Source organism: Mediterraneibacter sp. 210702-DFI.3.120, from assembly GCF_020561005.1.
In the GTDB taxonomy this organism is placed as follows: domain Bacteria; phylum Bacillota; class Clostridia; order Lachnospirales; family Lachnospiraceae; genus Mediterraneibacter; species Mediterraneibacter faecis.
This window is the reverse complement of record NZ_JAJCNG010000023.1, coordinates 14,955-34,471: the sequence shown is the minus strand read 5'-3', so window position 1 is coordinate 34,471 and position 19,517 is coordinate 14,955. Positions and strand designations below refer to the sequence as shown.

General features: G+C 39.9%; 20 protein-coding genes. 17 read left to right on the top strand and 3 right to left on the bottom strand.

The features are described from left to right. Positions 1-44: 44 nt before the first annotated feature. The 5 genes from LI162_RS11955 (at position 45) to LI162_RS11935 (ending at position 5,923) form a co-directional block, all read left to right on the top strand. Positions 45-1,841 carry a S8 family peptidase gene (locus LI162_RS11955; RefSeq protein ID WP_227156711.1) on the top strand — a complete coding sequence of 599 codons (1,797 nt, stop codon included), beginning with the start codon at positions 45-47 and terminating at the stop codon, positions 1,839-1,841. 195 nt (positions 1,842-2,036) lie between these two features. Continuing rightward, positions 2,037-2,384, top strand: a complete 348-nt coding sequence (locus LI162_RS11950) for a TnpV protein (protein ID WP_215658971.1) — start codon at positions 2,037-2,039, stop codon at positions 2,382-2,384. Between the two features lie 111 nt (positions 2,385-2,495). Continuing rightward, entirely contained in the window at positions 2,496-4,334 is a 1,839-nt protein-coding gene (locus tag LI162_RS11945; protein ID WP_227156709.1) for a DNA primase family protein, read from the top strand. A gap of 195 nt (positions 4,335-4,529) precedes the next feature. Next, positions 4,530-5,474, top strand: a complete 945-nt coding sequence (locus LI162_RS11940) for a ParM/StbA family protein (RefSeq protein WP_227156707.1) — start codon at positions 4,530-4,532, stop codon at positions 5,472-5,474. Then, positions 5,471-5,923 carry a hypothetical protein gene (locus tag LI162_RS11935; RefSeq protein WP_177975010.1) on the top strand — a complete coding sequence of 151 codons (453 nt, stop codon included), beginning with the start codon at positions 5,471-5,473 and terminating at the stop codon, positions 5,921-5,923. Before LI162_RS11940 ends, LI162_RS11935 begins: the two co-directional genes overlap by 4 nt. 53 nt (positions 5,924-5,976) lie before the next feature. Here the strand turns inward: LI162_RS11935 and LI162_RS11930 are convergent, their stop codons facing one another. Next, positions 5,977-6,210 carry a helix-turn-helix domain-containing protein gene (locus tag LI162_RS11930; protein WP_227156705.1) on the bottom strand — a complete coding sequence of 78 codons (234 nt, stop codon included), beginning with the start codon at positions 6,208-6,210 and terminating at the stop codon, positions 5,977-5,979. Between the two features lie 106 nt (positions 6,211-6,316). Here LI162_RS11930 and LI162_RS11925 point away from each other — a divergent pair, with 106 nt between their 5' ends. The 5 genes from LI162_RS11925 to LI162_RS11905 all read left to right on the top strand — a co-directional run bounded on the left by LI162_RS11925 (position 6,317) and on the right by LI162_RS11905 (position 9,706). Continuing rightward, a complete protein-coding gene (locus LI162_RS11925; RefSeq protein ID WP_055158244.1) occupies positions 6,317-6,580 on the top strand; it encodes a hypothetical protein in 264 nt (87 codons plus the stop codon). 756 nt (positions 6,581-7,336) lie between these two features. Then, entirely contained in the window at positions 7,337-7,717 is a 381-nt protein-coding gene (locus LI162_RS11920; protein ID WP_167544874.1) for a plasmid mobilization protein, read from the top strand. Then, positions 7,666-8,907, top strand: coding sequence for a relaxase/mobilization nuclease domain-containing protein (locus tag LI162_RS11915; protein ID WP_227156703.1), 1,242 nt, complete (start codon positions 7,666-7,668; stop codon positions 8,905-8,907). Before LI162_RS11920 ends, LI162_RS11915 begins: the two co-directional genes overlap by 52 nt. Continuing rightward, complete coding sequence (locus LI162_RS11910; RefSeq protein WP_227156701.1) at positions 8,789-9,553, top strand: DUF6040 family protein; 765 nt, start codon at positions 8,789-8,791, stop codon at positions 9,551-9,553. Before LI162_RS11915 ends, LI162_RS11910 begins: the two co-directional genes overlap by 119 nt. 12 nt (positions 9,554-9,565) lie before the next feature. Further along, on the top strand, positions 9,566-9,706 hold the full coding sequence (locus LI162_RS11905) for a hypothetical protein (RefSeq protein ID WP_227156698.1): 141 nt from the start codon (positions 9,566-9,568) through the stop codon (positions 9,704-9,706). A 61-nt stretch (positions 9,707-9,767) separates the two neighbouring features. Here LI162_RS11905 and LI162_RS11900 read toward each other — a convergent pair whose 3' ends face one another. After that, a complete protein-coding gene (locus tag LI162_RS11900) occupies positions 9,768-10,757 on the bottom strand; it encodes a helix-turn-helix domain-containing protein (protein WP_215658709.1) in 990 nt (329 codons plus the stop codon). 192 nt (positions 10,758-10,949) lie between these two features. On the opposite strand from LI162_RS11900, the gene LI162_RS11895 reads away from it, so the two are divergent. From LI162_RS11895 to LI162_RS11865, 7 genes are all read left to right on the top strand, one after another. Beyond that, positions 10,950-11,534: an MptD family putative ECF transporter S component gene (locus tag LI162_RS11895; protein WP_005333775.1), complete on the top strand. Its 585-nt coding sequence runs from the start codon at positions 10,950-10,952 to the stop codon at positions 11,532-11,534. After that, positions 11,534-12,277 carry an energy-coupling factor transporter transmembrane component T gene (locus LI162_RS11890; RefSeq protein WP_177974558.1) on the top strand — a complete coding sequence of 248 codons (744 nt, stop codon included), beginning with the start codon at positions 11,534-11,536 and terminating at the stop codon, positions 12,275-12,277. Before LI162_RS11895 ends, LI162_RS11890 begins: the two co-directional genes overlap by 1 nt. A gap of 6 nt (positions 12,278-12,283) precedes the next feature. After that, entirely contained in the window at positions 12,284-13,774 is a 1,491-nt protein-coding gene (locus LI162_RS11885; protein WP_215658708.1) for an ABC transporter ATP-binding protein, read from the top strand. Between the two features lie 48 nt (positions 13,775-13,822). Further along, a complete protein-coding gene (locus LI162_RS11880; protein ID WP_215658707.1) occupies positions 13,823-14,038 on the top strand; it encodes a hypothetical protein in 216 nt (71 codons plus the stop codon). A gap of 399 nt (positions 14,039-14,437) precedes the next feature. Beyond that, on the top strand, positions 14,438-15,067 hold the full coding sequence (locus tag LI162_RS11875; RefSeq protein WP_008369863.1) for a TetR/AcrR family transcriptional regulator: 630 nt from the start codon (positions 14,438-14,440) through the stop codon (positions 15,065-15,067). A gap of 111 nt (positions 15,068-15,178) precedes the next feature. Beyond that, positions 15,179-16,933: an ABC transporter ATP-binding protein gene (locus tag LI162_RS11870; RefSeq protein ID WP_227156696.1), complete on the top strand. Its 1,755-nt coding sequence runs from the start codon at positions 15,179-15,181 to the stop codon at positions 16,931-16,933. Position 16,934: 1 nt separating this feature from the next. After that, entirely contained in the window at positions 16,935-18,674 is a 1,740-nt protein-coding gene (locus LI162_RS11865) for an ABC transporter ATP-binding protein (protein ID WP_227156694.1), read from the top strand. 203 nt (positions 18,675-18,877) lie between these two features. Here LI162_RS11865 and LI162_RS11860 read toward each other — a convergent pair whose 3' ends face one another. Continuing rightward, on the bottom strand, positions 18,878-19,453 hold the full coding sequence (locus tag LI162_RS11860) for a helix-turn-helix domain-containing protein (RefSeq protein ID WP_101885096.1): 576 nt from the start codon (positions 19,451-19,453) through the stop codon (positions 18,878-18,880). Between the last annotated feature and the right edge of the window lie 64 nt (positions 19,454-19,517).

Sequence of the window (19,517 nt, the reverse complement as noted above, 5' to 3'; positions counted from 1 at the left end):
TTCATAAAACATAGAAATAAGAGATGAAGTAAGGTGCAGCCTTCGTGAGCCAGAAAATAGAAAATCAATTGAATCTTGCATTAAGTATCACAGAAAAAGAACGTCAGAAAAGCGAGAGTCTGGATATCGGATATGATCTGGAAGAAAAAGAATGGGAATTGATCGTGAAGTATTCCGGGACGTTAGAGCGAGTAAGAACACGAGCTGTTTATGTGACGGAACTGACAGGTGGATATGCCATTATCCAAATAAAAGAAAGTCAGATAAAAGAACTGGCAGCATTTCCAGAAGTAGAATTTATAGAAAAACCAAAAAGTTTATATTTTCAAGTAGAGAATGGAAGGCGTGTGTCCTGTATTGATGAAGTACAGGCTGCGCCTTTTTTTTCTTCGATTGGGCAAGAGGGTTTAGAGGATAATCAGCAGAAAAAACAGTCATTTCCACTGCTGGGAAAGGACGTATTGATCGGAATTGTAGACAGTGGGATTGATTATGAAAATCCCGATTTTAGAAATGCAGATGGAACGACAAGAATTCTTGCTTTATGGGATCAGACGTTACAAAACGGTAAACCGCCGCAAGGATATCATATCGGAACAGAGTTTACTTCAGAACAGATAAATGAAGCACTACGCATGGAAGTCAGGGAAGAAAGGTATCGCATAGTACCAAGTCGTGATACCAGTGGACATGGAACAGCAGTAGCCGGGATTGCGGCTGGAAATGGAAGGGGTAGTAAGAATGGAAAATATCGGGGAGTTGCACCCGAAGCAGGACTGCTGATTGTAAAGATGGGGGGAGCAGGGGAAACAGGATTCCCAAGAACTACCCAGCTGATGCGAGGTGTGGATTATATCGTACGAAAAGCGGAAGAGTTAAAAAAGCCGGTGGCAATCAATATCAGTTTTGGGAATACATATGGTTCCCATGATGGAACAAGTCTTTTGGAAAGATATTTGAATACAGTATCTGAACGTTGGAAGAATGTGATTTGTGTAGGAAGTGGAAATGAAGGAACGACTGCGGGACATGCGGCAGGTGAATATAGAAAAGGAATGATGACAGAAGTTCAACTTGCAGTACAGCAGAGGGAGAAGTCATTCAGTTTGCAAATTTGGAAATCCTATGTCGATGAAGTCACAATTACAATTGTCGATCCATCCGGAAATCATTCCGGCAGACTGGAAGAAAAAGAAGGAACACAAAGAATACAGATTGGTGAAACAGAACTCCTGGTTTACTATGGAGAGCCAAAACCATATAGTGTTCGTCAGGAAATTTATATTAGTTTTCTACCACAAAATGAATTTGTCACAGCCGGAGTGTGGAAAATACAGATGATGCCAGGACAGGTTGTGGATAAGTTGTGGCAAATGTGGCTTCCGGTACAGAATGCACTTAATATCGGCACTGCATTTTTAAAGCCAGACAGTTCCACAACACTTACGATACCTTCTACTGCATCGCTTGTTATTACTGTGGCAGCGTATAATGCATTGACCTTTTCCTATGCAGACTTCTCCGGACGAGGACCGACACAGATATATGAGGGGGAAAATGCGAACAAACCTGATCTGGCAGCTCCGGGTGTGAGGGTAATGGCTCCGGTAGCAGGCGGAGGATATGCAGAGTTCACAGGAACTTCATTTGCAACGCCCTTTGCTACAGGAAGCGCGGCACTTTTGATGGAGTGGGGGATTGTGAAAGGGAATGATCCGTATCTGTATGGAGAGAAAGTGAAAGCATATTTGCGGAGAGGGGCGAGACAGATTCCGGGGTATGAGAGGTGGCCGAATGGGGAGTTGGGGTATGGGGAGGACGTTATAATAAGGTTACATTGAAGAAAGTCAGTAAAATCAAGTGTTTCCGTTCATTTTCCCAACACAGAAACGAAGCACTTTCACCATGATTTTGAAGAAAATCTGCCCGGGTTGGATTCAAAATGATATGGAAAGAAAGATTTGTAGCAATGACGTAACATGAACAGTTGGTTCTGTTACAGACAACAGTTTAAACGAAAGAGAGGTCATAGGGATATGAAACTGACTTATACAAATGTAAATGGATACCTGATTCCGAACCTCACCTATAAATCCGGTGAGCAGATGGAACAACTTGGCAAATATGGATTCTTACGCAGAGATTATCTGAAGAACCATCGGAATTCAACGTATCAGGTGATGCTTTTACAGGATTCCATTGGAGGGCATCTTCTGGAAGTGGACAAGGCAGCCAGAGAACGGGAAGAAGTGCTCCTGAAGCAGTTGGAAGAAAAAGAACCACTGCCAGATAAGGAGAAAAATCAGATGACATGGGTAAGAGCAGCCAATCAGCACAGAGCGATTGCAGAAGAGATTATCCTGAAAGAATTGATTTATGTATAAGGAATGCCAGTAATCAATCTGGCAGGTAACTGATAAAAATAGAATATTGTGAGCGAAGTAAGGCGTGAGTCATAAAATATGGCTTGCGTCTTTCTTTTTGCCTGAAAGGAAGTGATAAGTTTGAACAAGAAGTTTTTGAAGCATTATATGGAAACCAATCCAGAAGGGACAGCACAGACCTATATCTTTCTGGTGGACAATCAGGATATAGCGTTGAATATTGTGATGTCAGGTTATCAGGCACTTTGCCTGGTGCAGGAAGATGACGGATATTATTTCAGTGCAGATTCCTTTATAGAGGAAATGAGGTCTATTCAGTTTACTGGAAGCTGTCAGAGTGCCTATCATTATGTGGCTGCCTGTACGGTGAAGTGGATGAATGATAAGTTACAGATATTTTTCAAAGACGCTGGTCTTGATGGAAAAGCAGGCTGGCAGTTGTTCAAAGAGAAAGAGTACCTTGGCAAATTGGATAATCAGAAAGAAGTTGAGAAACTACTGGAACAGTATATTCTTCGGTTTGAACGAGAACCGAAAGAACAACCGGAACTGAGCCGTTTTCATTTATTTGATGCAAAAGGGAATGTGAAAGGCGTCCGGGATATGGAGATTGTAGATTATCTGGTGGAGAATGTTCAGTTTTTTGTGGTAGGAATTACACCTTATTATTATGAACATGGTGCCTATTGGGAAGATCATAATGGGGTGAGAATGAAATACCGTATACAGAAGCTGATCTATCGAGATCAGATACAGAGTGGCGTAATTAAAAGAATTTATAATCTGCTGATTACACAGCCGAAAGTTCACCGGGAGGCATATGAACTAAATAAGCAGCCTGTGCGGTGGATTAATTTTAGAAATGGATATTATGATCCGATTACGGGTGAAATGCTGGAACACAATCCGGATTATCTGACAATCAATCAGATACCATTTCCCTATTATCCGGAAGACAGAGAGCAGGTGATGCAGGGCGGCGAAAATATCAAAAAATATCTTGCATCCTCTCTTCCAAATATAGAAGAACAGCAGACGTTCTGGGAGTATTTTGGATACTGCATGACACAGGATACGCAGTTTCAGAAATTCCTTACACTGAAAGGAAATGGTGGAACCGGAAAGTCTGTGGCAGTATCGCTGATTCAGCATGTAGTTGGAATCAACAATATGTCCAGCATTTCTTTACAGGATTTAAATAAACGATTCTATGCGACTGGAATGTACGGAAAGCTATTAAATGCCTGTGCGGATATTCCATGCAAGGCAATGGAGAATACAGATGTATTAAAGAAAGCAGTCGGTGAGGACACACTGATTTATGAGAAAAAAGGACAGGATGCAATTCATTTCCACTCTTATGCAAAGCTGCTTTTTTCTACCAATGAAATGCCACAGAATCTTGAGGACAAGTCAGATGCTTTTTATCGTAGACTACTGATTCTCGATATGAACCGGGTAGTAAAAAGTGGTGAAAAAGATCTGCACTTAAAGGAAAAGGTACAGGCAGAATCCGATTATGCAATTCATATGGCGATGATTGCATTGAAAAATCTGTACGAACAGGGAAAGTTCACGGAGAGCGAACACAGCAAAGAATGTGTAAGAGAAGTGCAACGGACGTCAGATAGTATCTGTGCTTTTATTGATGAGTCATTGGTGCGTGCCAAAGGGAAACGTCTGAAACGAAGTGAAGTGTTCCATATGTATGAGGAATACTGCAAAGAGAATGGCAGACAGGGGCATGGTAAATCCAACTTTTTCAGGAATATGACAGATAAAGGTTTCCTTCTGAAGCAGTACAATGGTGAGTTCTATTATCAGGATATTGCAGTTAAGGAAGAAGATTTTTGTCCTGTAGATCCAGAAGAAAGAATACCTTTTGAAGAAACAGATATAGATTATAAACAGTTACAATTAAATATGAATCAGGGAATTAAGGGCATTTAGGGCAAAATAAGCAAAAAGAAATGTTACCGGAGCAGGAGAAATAACAAAGATAGCTGCCAGAGTACATAAAATTTTGCTTTTTTTACACTGATTGCCCTTTTTCAGGTATCAACGTTTTAGCTGATACAAATATAGGTTTTTCCCGAATTTGGGAGAAAGTCAAAAATAAATATTAAGAAAGTATGAGGTATGATTATGAGAATGATGAAAAACAACAATAATGAGACAGTTATGGTGATCGGGATTGATCATGGGTATGGAAACATGAAAACAGCCACCAGATGCTTTCCATCCGGTGTAGCCAGATATGACAAGGAGCCAATCTTCCAGAATAATCTTCTTGTTTACAATGGCATGTATTACCAGATCGGAGAGGAACACAAGGAGTTCTGTGCAGAGAAAACGCAGGACGAGGACTATTATGTGCTGACACTGGCGGCTATCGCAAGGGAACTGGATGGGAAAGGTATGAACCGGGCAAAGGTACACATTGCAGCCGGACTTCCACTTACCTGGGTAGCTACACAGAAAGAAGATTTCCAGAAATATCTTCTCCAGAATGAATGTGTGGATTTTACATTCCGCAATAAAGAATATCATGTGGAGTTTGCAGGAGCTGATATTTACCCACAGGGATTTGCAGCAGCTTTTTACCGTTTACAGGATTTCAAAGGAATCAATATGCTGGCAGATATTGGAAATGGAACTATGAATATCATGTATATCAATAATTCCCGTCCATTAGAGAAGAAATGCTTTACAGAGAAATATGGAACGCATCAGTGTGTGCTTGCTGTAAGGGAATCCCTGTTGAAAGAACTGGGAACAGTGGTGGACGACCTGGTGATTGAGCAGGTGATCCGTACCGGGACAGCAGATATTGGCGAGAAATATCTGACAGTCATTCGTAAAGCTGCCGGAGATTATACGAAAGAAATCTTCCATAAGTTGAGAGAACGGGAATATAATCCAGAACTGATGCGTTTGTATGTGGTCGGCGGTGGCGGTTGTATGATCCAGAATTTTGGAGAATATGACAAGAGCCGGGTGACAATTGTACGGGACATCTGTGCCACAGCGAAAGGCTATGAAGCAATGACCGTAAGGAAAATCCAGAGAAACGGAGGGATGCTTGTATGAGAAAAGAACGGAAAATCATCAACACCAATATCCGTTTGAATCTTTGTGATGAACAGGACAGGCAGGCATGGGAATATTTGCAGACGATGGACAGGAAAAAATATAAATCGTACACCAGAGCAGTTGTAGTTGCTTTAAACGATTATTTTTCCAGAGAGTACCGGAATGAAGCAGATCCGTATCTGGAAACCAGAGAAAAGGAAGATGCTTTTCTGGAAAGGGTGGAAACAGCTATCCGGGATGGAGTAAAAGAATCCGTTCCGATGGCTATGGCGAAGAACCTGATTGAAATGCTTGTACCGTTTGTAAAAGAATCGGTAGGAGAAATTAATCTGTCGGACAGAACACTAACAATGGAGAAAACGGATGGAGAGATCGCAGAAGATAATCTGGACTGGGAGAAAGAAGCTGATATGGATGCAGCACTGGATTTTGCGGATAGTTTTTAGCTGTCTGTAAAAAGGAAAAGCAGTCCGGTTTGCATAAAATAAATCGGACTGCCTTAAGTGGAGCTATTCTTTTTTCTTGGGTAAGGACGTTTATCATCTGCCAGGTTTAGCAGATAGTCAACGCTGGTGTTATGAAATTCAGCCAGTTTAATCAGAATGTGAGTAGGGATATCGACATCACCACATTCATAATTACTGTAAATACGCTGACTGCAATTCAGAATTTCACCCATATTCTTCTGCGTAAGGTCACGATCTTCACGCAGATCCCGTATTCTCTGATACATGCGTTTCACCTCTAGCATAATAATAACTTAGCGAGATATTCACTATTGAAATATAGCGAGAAATTCGCTACACTGAATTTAAAAATGCAGAAGGGAGAAGTACAGAGTGAAAGAGAAAGTGAAAAAGGTGCTGGTGTGGATTTTTGAATTTGTTTTATTTTGTGGATATTTCTATGTTTTATTCGTGAATCTGGTATGTGGATTTGGATATGGAGGGATAAGCAGCAGAGGACAGGCAATAAAGATTTTATGTGCTTCGTTCTTCCTTGCAGTGGGACTTCCCGGATTGATCTGGTATCAGCATCGCAGACTTATGAAACTGGAGAATTTATTGCATGACCTGTTTGAAATTTGCGACAAAATAAAATAGCAGTAATAGAAAAATAGACTGACAGTAAGGAAAGCTTTACGGAAACAGAATAGCAGAAAAAGGTAATGGCAGTGATGGCATTTCTATTGGTAAAAATCAGTGAAATGTTCATGACTGCTATTTTTATGCTTTTCAGCAGAAATGGAAAGTGATTCAGAAAAAGAAAAGCAGAAATAACAGCGAAATATGGCAGAGAGACATTTGCAGATGGAAAACGTTGTATAAGCAAGGCAAAGAAGAAATATAGAGTGCTGGATACGGCACATGATTGTCCGATACTTCGCATCGGAGTGGTGCATGACTAGCCTGTTTCAGAAAGGAAAAATCTATGGAATGTGGAGATTTTCTCTTTCTTTTACAGTCAGTTCCTGCACCACAAAACCACTGTCATCTCAATTTTGGCTTAATAACGCAGAGGAGAATGTTGCTTACTTGGTGCTGGTTCAGTGGTGGGGAGATGACAGGCAAGTTTCGCAAAGTGGCAAGCCACTCTGCACCGGAGCCAGCCTTTGGGCTGTTCCTAAACTTGCCAGAGGGCTCTGCCCCTTGGAACCCCGGCACGTCAATGACGTAAGTATTTCTGCGAAATGTCCACCGGACATTCCTACGGAATACTTACTGATTGACTAGGACTCTGTCCTGCACCTGTATAAGAGAGCGTTGCACTCTCTTATAAATCTCCTGCCAATATGCCGCCAGAACGCTGTGGCTGTTAACAAAGAATGAAAATCAAGCAATGAAAGGAGACAAAAGCCTATGAGAAAACGAAATCATACAGTAACCATACGGATGAATAAAGAGGAATACGATTTGTTTCAGAGCAAGGTTAAAGAATCCGGAAGAACACAGCAGGAAGTTGTGATAAAAGCAATCGCAGACTTGAAGATAGCATCGGCAGAGGAAATAGAAGAACTGAAAAGACTGAACCAGATGTTTGCGGATATCCTTTGTCAGCTCCGGGGAGCTACGACAAATATCAACCAGATTGCAAGAAAACTGCATACAGATGGAGAAATCCCAAACGACAGTATGTTGTATTTCCTCAATAAAAATATTCTCAAGTATCGGAAGGAGAGTGAAAGGATATGGCAGTTAATAAGACGATTAATAAGCGGACAAATACACATGGAGCAATGAGAAATTGTATTGAATATGTTTTACGGCAGGACAAGACAAGTGAGCTGATTACTTATGTAACAGGCCCGTACTGTCACAATGAAATTAATTATGATTTGGTGTACAGAACCTTTTTGGAAGAAAAGAAGATGTGGAATAAAGATACAGGGAGAATGTATGCCCACAACATTATTTCCTGGCATAAGGATGAGCAGATCACCCCGGAGCAGGCATTTGAATTTGGAAAAGAGTTTGCAGAAAATTGGTTCAGTGGATTCCAGACCTTAGTGGCTGTGCATAAGGATAAAGACCATATCCACTGCCATTTGGTTACTAATTCAGTGAGTTATGAAGATGGGAGAAAGCTACATAATACCAGAAAAGATCTGGAACGTATGAAACAGCTTACCAATCAGATGTGCCGGGAACGAGGACTGACCGTTGCCGAAAAAGGAAAGCATTTTGATGGAAGTCAGATTGAAAAAGGGGAAGTCATTGCATGGAGCAAAGACAAATATAATCTGTTCTGTCAGCAGGTAAAGGATAGCTTTGTAGCGGACTGTGCAATGGCAGTGTTAAAAGCACTGGAAAATTGTATCAGCAAAGAAAAGTTTATAGAAAAAATGAAGCAGTTCGGATGGAACGTAAACTGGACAGAGAAACGGAAGCACATCACATTTCAGAACCAGGATGGGAAGAAAGTGCGAGATAGCAATTTGTCAAAAACATTTCATCTGGACATCAGCAAGGAGGGATTGGAGAATGAATTTGATAGAAATAGGAAAAAAGCCAGAGATTCAGCCAACAGAGACAGCAGATCAGATGAAGAACTTGCCGGATACTACCGACAAGTGGAAGCAGCTTGCGAAGGAGCAGGCGGCGTTACTGGAGCTAGTGACGGAAGAGAGAGACGAGTTACAGGTGAGAATTCAGAAGATGAACGAGTTTATCCAGAAATTTCAGGAAAGGACACACAAGCTGAAGATGGAAAAACAGAAGCTATTCTTCGAGAGTCACGAAATGCAAGACGAAATTCGGAAATTAAACGACGAAATTCATCGTTTGACAACCGAACTGTCCGAAACGCAGAAGTTGAATCAATCGCTTCAGAAGAACAACGACGATTTAAGGAACAGAAACGGCTTGAAGAGCAGGAGCGAGCAAGAGCAGCTCGAAGAAGAAATAAAAGACGTTCGGGACCAGAACTCTAAATTGCAGATACAGGTTAATAAATCATCTGTTGAAGCAGTAGATGATGCACAGAAGAAACAGAAAGAAGCAGAGAAAAAGATGGAACAGGCAGAAGCAAAAGCCCGTAATGAAAAGAAACGTGCAGAGATGGAAATCCGTAAAACGAAAAAAGAAGTAAAGTCCAGAACCGAAAAAATGAGGGACGCAGAATATTTCTGGGGAATAGGATACATTACAGTAATCCTGTTTGCAATCATACAGAATGGTGCTTTTCAGCATGATTTCATAGATTTTTTTAGGATTCCATTCACATGGTATGTTCGATTTTGTGAATGGTTGGTATATCCGACTTATGATAATGGGTTCAATCAAAAAATAGCTTATACGGGGGGAGAAGCCTGGGTTATCAGGATTTTGGCAATCGTAGCTATAATTTTTATATTGGCAATTATGATAGTAATGATTATAGAAGCAATAAAACGATACAAAAAAATGTGGGATGAAATTTCACAGATGTTTTTAATTGGAAGTCTTTCAGGAATAACAGTGCTTGGAGATGTAACTAGAAAATATCTGCCAGTGAATTTGATTTTGCTATTTATACTCATTAATATGGGTATCATGCTACTCAGAATATATCTTCGGAAGAAGTTTTATTGTATGTAATTTGTCATTTTAATGACCAGTGGATGGTACCTGACAAATGATAAAGCTGTTATTATGATTGCACACCGCCTAAAAACAGTACAGAAAGCTGAACGGATTTTCGTTCTGGAGAATGGAAAACCGTACAGCAGGGAATACATGAAGAACTTGTGAGACAGGATGGGATTTATCGTCATTTTATTGTTGAAAGAAGAGAGGCAACAAAATGGAGAGTTTAGGAGTCTAAATGTCTGGTGCGGCGATATTCCAAAGGTGATACACCAAAATGCTTTTTAAACACAGAGGCGAATTTGCTCTGATTCAGATATCCGACCTGTGCTGCAATCTCAGCTACAGACAGTCGTGTTGAGGCAAGCAGTTCGCCTGCTTTATTCATACGCATTTCACGCAGATAGACAGAAATATTCTGTCCGTAAACACCGCGAAAATAATTTTTTAGACTGGTTTCGCTGATAGAAAAATATTCAGCCAATTCCCACGCAGGATGATGCTGCCTTAGGTCTGAGGTGATGATATTTTCGACCTTTTTAGCAATATTAACCTGAGATTCAGTAAAGAAAGTGCAGGCCTGAGACTTAGGGATAGCCTCCAAATTTTGTAGTACTGAGAATAAAGCGAGCGTATATATTTTCATTTGAATGACTGCAAAAGAGGCCGGAAAATCATATAATTCCCATAGTTTTTTGAGAATTTCCTCAGTTTCGTGGGCCGCTGTCGATATATAAGTGCTTCCATGAGGACAAAACATCTCTGAGATTTTTCTGAAATCAATGCTAAATTCATTTTGTACCCATGTATTTTCTAAAGTAAATGTATCTATATCAATAAAGAATTCAAGCCCCTCATAGATGCGCCTTGGATAAACATATTCTTTTTGGGCAAAGCATTCTGTGAGAGAAAGTTCTCTGTCTTTGATGTAGACAAAATTTTTGCTGTTTAGGATCATTTCACAACGACCTGTCACACAATAGTTAAGAAGCAATGGACCTTTTGTAATGGAGCTGTCTGATCGAAGGTCGGGAGCCGTCCAGGTTGGAGAATTTATAAAAATATATGCCAGAGACAGACCGGGGAAAAGTGAAAAAAAGGTCATCGAACCTTTACCTTCCTTCGTATTTAATATAAGCTCCATACTATATTCAGCCTGTTTTATGGATATACCCGGTATTTTGATGCATTTTTGGATCACGTCGTTAATTTTCATAGAAGATCTCCCTGATATAAGTACTTTTGCCCTGTAACAGATAATATTATAGGATTTGAAGAGAGCAGAGTCAACAATAAAACCCAATGCTGTTTGGAGCTAAAATGATATTTGGTTGTAGAGATATAACAAAACATATGGTATTTTATGGAGTAGTTAGATAGAGCTAATTATACAAGGGAGGTATTCTGTATGAATAACAAATTACAGGCGAAGGACCTGATTAATCTGGGACTTTTCACAGTCCTTTATTTTGTACTCGGATGTTGTGTGGCAATTCCGATTGGATTTGTTCCGATATTTCTTCCGATTCTTGGTGCATTGTGGACACTGATCACAGGAATTCCATTTATGTTATTCCTGACAAGGGTAAAGAAGTTTGGTATGGTAACGCTGATGGCAATTCTGAGTGGCCTTTTGATGGGACTTACCGGAATGGGATATTGGGGTGTACCTTTGGGGCTTATCTTTGGGCTGCTGGGAGATTTGATTCTGAAATTTGGCAATTATAAAAGTGCTAAAAGGAGCCTGATTGGATATGCAGTATTCAGTCTCTGGATGGTTGGTACATATATTCCAATGTACTTCATGGTAGAAGATTCAAGAGCCAGCTTCGCAGCCAGTTTTGGTAAAGAGTATGCAGATAAAGTAATGGCTGTCATGCCTATGTGGAGCATTGTTCTTGTGATTGCAGGTATCTTTATCTGCGCAATCATTGGAGGAATGATTGGAAAAGCGTTGCTCAAAAAACACTTTGTAAAAGCAGGAATCGTGTAATGGATGAGATATTATCTGCTACTGTTGACAGCAGAAATGGAATTGTTTTAGATCCTAGAACAAAATTGTTTATGCTTATAACGATTACAACATTGATGTTCAGTACCAGCAATGATGGAATCATGAATATAGTAAAACCAATACTAAGCCTTATACCATTTGCATTGATTTTGTCAGAGCACAAATTCAAAACAGCCGGTAAATATGCAGTTCTCTATGCGGTATGCTTTGTACTGGAGCGGCTGGCATTGAATGTTTGGAGTGGTATGATTTCTTTTCTGGTATTGGCAGCAACATCAATTATGACGCGTTTTGCACCGGGAATTATGACAGGTGCATATCTGATCTCTTCTACATCTGTAAGTGAGTTTATCAGTGCAATGGAGCGGATGCATGTCACAGAAAAAATCATTATACCGTTGTCAGTTATTTTCCGTTTCTTTCCTACAATCAAGGAAGAATATCAGGCAATCCGGGATGCAATGAAAATGAGAAATATCCGTTTTGGTGGTAAAAATCCATTCCTTATGATTGAATACCGGCTGATACCATTGATGGTATCCGTAATAAAAATTGGTGATGAGCTGTCTGCAGCAGCTCTAACAAGGGGACTTGGTGCACCGATCAGAAGAACCAATGTCTGCGAGATTGGCTTTCATGTACAGGATTTTATTGCCATTGTTGTTTGCTTTGCATGCTTTATATTGTTCTTTTTGCATCAGTATATTGTTTTTTTGAGGTAGTACATTATGATAAAAATAGATCATGCAACATTTACATATGGAGAAAATAATGAATATTCTGTGGGAATCCGGGATATTGATCTGGAGATAGAAGATGGTCAGGTTATTGTGCTATGTGGGGAGAGCGGTTGTGGAAAAACAACACTCACTCGAATGATCAATGGGTTGATTCCACATTATTATGAAGGAAAATTAACTGGTGAGATATGGATAAATGGGATAAATGTTTCGCAGCAGCCACTGTATGATACAGCAAAAATTGTTGGAAGTGTTTTTCAAAATCCACGGTCACAGTTTTTTAATGTAGATACAACAAGCGAGATTACTTTTGGATGTGAAAATCTTGGAATGCCAAAGGAAGAAATCAAAGATCGATTGCAGGCTACAATTCAGGAGCTGCATCTGAAAAAATTGATTGGACGCAATATTTTTCAGCTTTCAGGTGGAGAGAAGCAGAAGATTGCCTGTGCAGGGGTTTCTATTATGAAACCGGATATTTTTGTCCTGGACGAACCCTCTTCTAATCTGGATGCAGCTTCAATCATGGATCTGCGAAGAATAATCGCTCACTGGAAGGAACAGGGAAAAACGATTATTATATCGGAGCATCGCCTGTATTATCTGCGTGGGCTGGCGGATCGGTTTATTTATATGAAAGAGGGACAGATTATTCAGGATTATTCAGCCACAGAGTTTGAAAATCTGACAGAAGAAAAGCGGGGAGAGATGGGACTGCGGGCTTATGTTCTGGAAAATCTCCTTATGCCAGAGATGTTGATATCAGAAAGAACCACAATGGAGCTTCATGATTTTAATTTTGCATATAAGAATGGTCCACAGATTTTATATATCAGAGAATGTGAGATTCCGGCAAATCGGATTGTCGCAATTACGGGCAATAATGGAGCTGGAAAATCTACTTTTTCCCGTTGTTTCTGTGGTTTGGAAAAACAATGTGGCACAATCATCTGGAATGGAAAAACTTACAGACCAAAAGAAAGGCTGAAAGCCTGTTATATGGTCATGCAGGAAGTAAACCATCAGCTTTTTACAGAGACAATACAGGATGAAGTTATGATCAGCATGAAAGAAGAAAATGAGAAAGAAGCAGACAAATTTCTTGAAATGCTGGATCTGATAAAAGTCAAAGACCGTCATCCAATGTCACTTTCCGGAGGTCAGAAGCAGCGGGTGGCTATCGCATCTGCAATTGCCTCTGGGCGCTCTGTGCTGTTTTTGGATGAACCAACCAGTGGTCTTGATCATAAGCATATGCTGGAGGTTGCAGAGGTTCTAAGAGAAGTGTGGGATACCGGAATTTCGGTTTATGTGATCACACATGATTTGGAACTGATTATAGAGTGTTGCACTGACGTCATTCATTTTGAAAATGGAACTATTGCAGATCAGTATCAGATGGATGCAGAAGGAATGGAGAAGATAAGAAAATATTTTATGCAGGGAAAGTGTTGTGGCAAGTGGAGTAAATCTGACTGATGGTAAAGGATATCGTAAATAGTTTTGGAAAGTAGATGAATGATAATTATGAGCAAATATAATCCTTTATGGAAGTGGATCAATAAAAATAAAACAGACGATTTCAAGTTGACTTTTGCTGAAATTGAAAACATTGCCGGAGTGCCTATAGATCATTCGTTCCTTACATTCAAAAAGGAACTTTTGCAGTATGGTTTTAAGGTGGTAAAAATTTCTATGAAGGAACAGACAGTAGATTTTGAAAAAGTCAAAGAGGAGGCTTAAACATGGAATCAAAGAAATAGAATTTGTAGTTGCATCTTCGATTGGTGCAGATCTTGCCATGGCATTTCTGACATAGGCAAAAATACCGTTAAAGCATGTATTTTTTGATGGTGGACAGTTTGTACAAATTGGAAAGGCAACACGCAAAATCATGGTTCCGTTCTTATATATAGCAATGAAAAGTTTATATTGGTCAAAAGGAAAGATGCTGAAGAGAATCATGTGGTGTGACGACGGCAAAATCAAACTACAGATGCATCTGCTAAGTGAAAATTGAATACACGGGAAAATAAAAAATCGAAACAGTAGACTTGACAAATTCCTGTAATGAGTTAAAATATAACAGTGCTATATAGCACTGTTATATTTTTGGAAAGAACTTTAGAGGATACGAAAAGAATGTCGACAAAAGCAGAAGATACACAAAAAAATATATTAAATACAGCCAGAAAACATTTCCTGAAAGATGGTCTGACCGGAGCATCTTTAAGAAACATTGTAAAAGATGCCGGACTTACTACTGGTGCATTTTACAAATATTATCCGACGAAAGAGGCACTTTTTGATGCACTGACAGATCCCTATATGGAACACATTTATCAGATTTATGATCAGATCGTTGAGGAGTTTGAAAAGCTTTCGGCCAGTGATCAGACAAGGAATATGTCGTATACATCCAGTGACGGAATGGAGCAGATGGTTGATTATATTTATGATCATTATGATAATTTCAGATTATTGTTGAAATGTGGAGACAGTGGAAAATTTGAACTATTCATACACAATATGGTAGAGCGGGAAATGAAGTCCAGCCTGAAATATATGGAAAAGATGAAAGAGAACGGTGTGAAAATACCGATTGTAGAGGAAAGCCTTATGCATATGATCTATACGGGATTTTTTTCATCAGTATTTCAGATCATTGAGCATGATATAGATAGAGAGACTGCAAAGAAAAATGTGCATCAGCTGAAAGAATTCAATACAGGTGGCTGGGAACGATTGTGGAATATTGAATTCCCGGTATAACTAATGTAAATCAGGTGGCTAATGCCAGTAAGCCACCTATTTTATTATATATGAGTTAGAATAAACTAATGAAAGAAACAACAATAAAACCAAAGTAAGGAGTGAACGAATGTGAAAGAAAAAAAGAAGTCGGCAGTCAGCTGGATCCTGACATGGGCCGGACAAAAAAGAATTGCCTATGTATGGAGTGTGTTACTTGCAATCGGAAATGTGATTTTTAAGATTTTGCCGTATTTTATTATTGCAGATATAGTAAAGCTGTTTTTAAATGGTGAAAAGGAGTTTGAAATATATCTTGCAAAAGCGGTTCTGATTGCATTATCGTTTATCATTGCAGAACTGCTTCATTCACTTTCGACAGCATTGTCACATAAAGCAACGTTTGCAGTACTTGCAAATATAAGAAAATCCTGCTGTGACAAGCTGGCGTGGGTACCTCTTGGCTATGTGAAAGACACACCTTCCGGTACATTTAAAAATATTATGGTGGAAAGAATCGACAGTATCGAGACAACACTGGCGCATATTGTCCCGGAATTCACGTCCAATCTGCTGGCACCGATTGTGATTTTGATTTATTTCTTCCTGACAGACTGGAGACTGGCACTCTGGTCATTGGTGCCGGTTATAGTGGGATTTCTTTCCTATTTTGGAATGATGCTGGATTTTAAACCAAGCTTCGAGAGAACGGTTCGGACAACAAAAGATCTGAATGATGCGGCAGTGGAATATATTGACGGAATCGAAGTGATCAAGGCATTTGGAAAGACAGAAAGTTCTTATGCAAAATTTACAAAGGCGGCTATGGCTTATGCAGATTCCTTTATTTCCTGGATGAAACGGTGCTCGATTTTTCATGGACTGATGATGGTGGTCACACCTTATACGCTTCTTACGGTATTGCCGTTTGGGGCACATTATGTAGCCAATGGAACACTTGCGATTTCAGATTTTGTCATCTGCATTATTTTATCACTTGGAATCGTTGGACCGTTGATCACAGTGGGTTCCTATACAGATGATCTTGGCAAGATCGGAGTGATTGTTGGTGAAGTGGCAGGAATTCTGGAACAGCCGGAGCTTGAACGTCCAGAGAAAAGTAAAAGTGTTCCAAAAGATAACTCCGTTACACTTGAAAATGTCAGGTTTGGTTATCACGACAAAGAGATTCTGCATGGAGTAACTATGGAGCTAAAAACAGGAACGGTAAATGCAATCGTAGGACCTTCCGGAAGCGGTAAGTCAACCATCGCAAAGCTGATTGCGTCCTTGTGGGATGTGGATTCCGGAAGTATTAAAATCGGTGGAGTTGATGTCAAAGAAATGTCGCTTGCAGATTTTAATCGGAAAATTGCATATGTTGCACAGGATAATTATCTGTTCAATGAAACGGTACGTGAAAATATCAGACAGGGAAATCCGGAGGCTACAGATGAACGGATCATCGAGGTGACAAAGAAAAGCGGATGCTATGAATTTATCATGCAGCTTGAGAACGGATTTGATACGGTTGTAGGAGGTGCAGGAGGACATCTGTCAGGAGGAGAGAGGCAGCGTATCTCCATTGCAAGGGCAATGCTGAAGGATGCTCCGATTGTAATTCTTGATGAGGCAACTGCTTATACGGATCCGGAAAATGAGGCGATTCTGCAGAATTCTATTGCAAAACTGGTAGCAGGGAAGACACTGATCGTAATCGCACACAGGCTTTCTACCGTTAAGGACAGTGATCAGATCTTTGTCGTAAATGATGGAAATGTAACAGCACATGGTACACATGAGGAACTACTGATGTCATGCCCGCTTTATAAGGAAATGTGGGATGCCCATATTTCTGTAAAAGATACGGTGAAGGAGGGAGAATGATATGTTTGGAATTCTGGCAAAATTCTTTCGTTTTTCAGGCAGGGAAAATGGTAATAAATTTAAACTGTCGATAGTGATCGGACTTATAGAGGCTCTCGCTTCAGCAATGAAGATACCGGCTATTATGTACATATTGATTGGTTTGATGAGTGGAAAACCAATAGGAAAATATATTGGTGGTTCAATTGCAATCATGGTGATTGCAATTGTAGTTGATGTCATCTGTAAGAGATACTCTACAGTGCTTCAGACAGAAGGCGGATATAATGCGAGTGCTTTTATGAGAATCAAAATTGCAGAGCATCTGCGTTATCTGCCGATGGGATATTTTAATGCCAACAGCATCGGGGAAATTTCTTCTATTACGACGAATACAATGGAAACACTTGGCGATGTAGCTGCGAGAGTGGTTATGCTGACCATGCAGGGAATTCTGGAAACATCCATGATCATTCTTATGCTGTTTCTTTTTGACTGGAGAATTGGACTGACAGCTGCAGCAGGAGTGCTTATTTTCTTTGGTGTAAATGCTGTGATGCAGAATGCAGGGAAAAACGATTCAGAGCAAAAAGTGGTATGCGATACAGAGCTTGTAAATCAGATCATGGAGTATCTGCAGGGAATATCAGAAGTAAAATCATACAACCTGCTTGGAAAACAGGCAAAAAGATTAAATGATGCAAATGAAGCATGCGAAAAGATTAATACAAAGATGGAGATGTTGTTTGTCCCTTATCATTTTCTGCAAAGCGTCATAACAAAAACCACAGGTGCAGTAATCGTAGCATGCAGTGCATATTTTTATATTAATGGAACTATGAGTGCGGTCTATGCAATTGGTATGACAATCTCAGCATTTATGCTTTATGCCAGTCTGGAATGTGCAGGAAATTATTCATCTCTTTTACATGTGGTAAGCGTATGTGTAGATAAAGCAAATGCAATATTGGAGCTGGATACCATGGATATCGACGGTAAAGAAATACAGCCGGAAAATTACGATATTAGACTTTCTAATGTTTCGTTTTCTTATGACAAACGGAAGATCATTGATGATATATCGCTCTCTATTCCGCAGAAAACGACGACAGCAATCGTTGGACCATCTGGTGGAGGAAAATCAACACTTTGCAATCTGATTGCCAGGTTCTGGGATGTGGATTCCGGGGAAGTGACACTTGGAGGTGTGAATGTAAAAGACTACAGCATGAACAGTCTGATGCGTAATTTTTCATTTGTATTTCAGTCGGTGTATTTGTTCGCAGACACCATTGAGAATAATATTAAATTCGGACGCCAGGATGCAAGTCATGAGGAAGTGGTGGAAGCGGCGAAGAAAGCATGTTGTCATGATTTCATCAGCAAACTTCAGAATGGATATGACACAGTGATCGGAGAAGGAGGAGCCACACTTTCCGGTGGTGAGAAACAGCGTATTTCGATAGCCAGAGCGATTATGAAGGATGCGCCAATCGTCATATTGGATGAAGCGACGGCAAATGTTGATCCAGAGAATGAAAAGGAGCTGATGGATGCAGTAGATGCACTTACAAAGGAAAAAACGATTATTATGATTGCCCACAGATTAAAAACGGTCAGACATGCAGACCAGATTGTGGTTGTTGACAAAGGAAGAATTGTACAGCAGGGAACACATGAGCAACTAATGAAGCAGGAAGGCATTTATAAGAGATTTGTGGATGCAAGGCAGCAGGCAGTAAGCTGGAAACTGGCCCACTGAGAAATAATCCACAGTTGGAGAATATCCAAATTGAATTGTCTGAAAGAGATTTAATTTAAGTTTCTCTAAGTTTCACTTGTATAGGTGGAATGAGGAAAATTCAATAGAGCAATATGAAAAAAGCACTGAAAACCGTTGGACTAATGGTTTTCAGTGCTTTTTTCTTTGGTTAAAGAGAAAAAACATAATAAATTTAAGTTTTGCTAAGTTTCACTAAGTTCTGCATTTGCAGATCGCCATTGTCTTTTCGGCTCATATTTCCCACACCCATCACAGGTCTGTGGCCAGTTAATTTTCCACTCAAAATACTCATCTCTGGTAATTTTACCGGATTTCAATTCTTCTTTTCTGAGAACCCATTCTTTCATAAAATCATTGAGAACTCCATAATTGAACCACATACCAACAGGTGGATGAGCCGGCCAGTTATCAGAATCATGATAACGGACAGCGGTATCCTCACTGGAATTGCATTTTTCACCCGGATAGGTTTCTAACTGAAAGAGATTAATAGCTGCTGGGTTAAATTCATCAATCCAGAATAGGATTTCTATAAGTTCAGATGCATCCATAGTAGTCGGTTCGTGTAGTGCCAGTGGATTTACATCCAGAATCTTAGCCATTTCAGTTACAAGATCTTTACGGGGAACCCTGTAATTTGTTTCGTATTGGGCTAGGCGGTTTGCACCTTTATCACCCCAACCGAGGGCAGCACCAAGTTCTGCCTGCGTCATATGCCGGAATGTCCGGATTTTTTTTATTTTATCACCGATTGTCATACCAAATTTCCAACTTTCTTTTTGATAAATCCATTTTACTACCAAAAACAAGGAATGTAAACAG

Excerpts from the sequence above, each read along its gene's own strand:
- LI162_RS11950 (WP_215658971.1), top strand. The coding sequence starts at position 2,037 with ATGAAACTGACTTATACAAATGTAAATGGATACCTGATTCCGAACCTC.
- LI162_RS11940 (WP_227156707.1), top strand. The coding sequence starts at position 4,530 with ATGAGAATGATGAAAAACAACAATAATGAGACAGTTATGGTGATCGGG.
- LI162_RS11935 (WP_177975010.1), top strand. The coding sequence starts at position 5,471 with ATGAGAAAAGAACGGAAAATCATCAACACCAATATCCGTTTGAATCTT.
- LI162_RS11930 (WP_227156705.1), bottom strand. The coding sequence starts at position 6,210 with ATGTATCAGAGAATACGGGATCTGCGTGAAGATCGTGACCTTACGCAG.
- LI162_RS11920 (WP_167544874.1), top strand. The coding sequence starts at position 7,337 with ATGAGAAAACGAAATCATACAGTAACCATACGGATGAATAAAGAGGAA.
- LI162_RS11915 (WP_227156703.1), top strand. The coding sequence starts at position 7,666 with ATGGCAGTTAATAAGACGATTAATAAGCGGACAAATACACATGGAGCA.
- LI162_RS11905 (WP_227156698.1), top strand. The coding sequence starts at position 9,566 with ATGACCAGTGGATGGTACCTGACAAATGATAAAGCTGTTATTATGATT.
- LI162_RS11900 (WP_215658709.1), bottom strand. The coding sequence starts at position 10,757 with ATGAAAATTAACGACGTGATCCAAAAATGCATCAAAATACCGGGTATA.
- LI162_RS11895 (WP_005333775.1), top strand. The coding sequence starts at position 10,950 with ATGAATAACAAATTACAGGCGAAGGACCTGATTAATCTGGGACTTTTC.
- LI162_RS11890 (WP_177974558.1), top strand. The coding sequence starts at position 11,534 with ATGGATGAGATATTATCTGCTACTGTTGACAGCAGAAATGGAATTGTT.
- LI162_RS11885 (WP_215658708.1), top strand. The coding sequence starts at position 12,284 with ATGATAAAAATAGATCATGCAACATTTACATATGGAGAAAATAATGAA.
- LI162_RS11880 (WP_215658707.1), top strand. The coding sequence starts at position 13,823 with ATGAGCAAATATAATCCTTTATGGAAGTGGATCAATAAAAATAAAACA.
- LI162_RS11875 (WP_008369863.1), top strand. The coding sequence starts at position 14,438 with ATGTCGACAAAAGCAGAAGATACACAAAAAAATATATTAAATACAGCC.
- LI162_RS11865 (WP_227156694.1), top strand. The coding sequence starts at position 16,935 with ATGTTTGGAATTCTGGCAAAATTCTTTCGTTTTTCAGGCAGGGAAAAT.
- LI162_RS11860 (WP_101885096.1), bottom strand. The coding sequence starts at position 19,453 with ATGACAATCGGTGATAAAATAAAAAAAATCCGGACATTCCGGCATATG.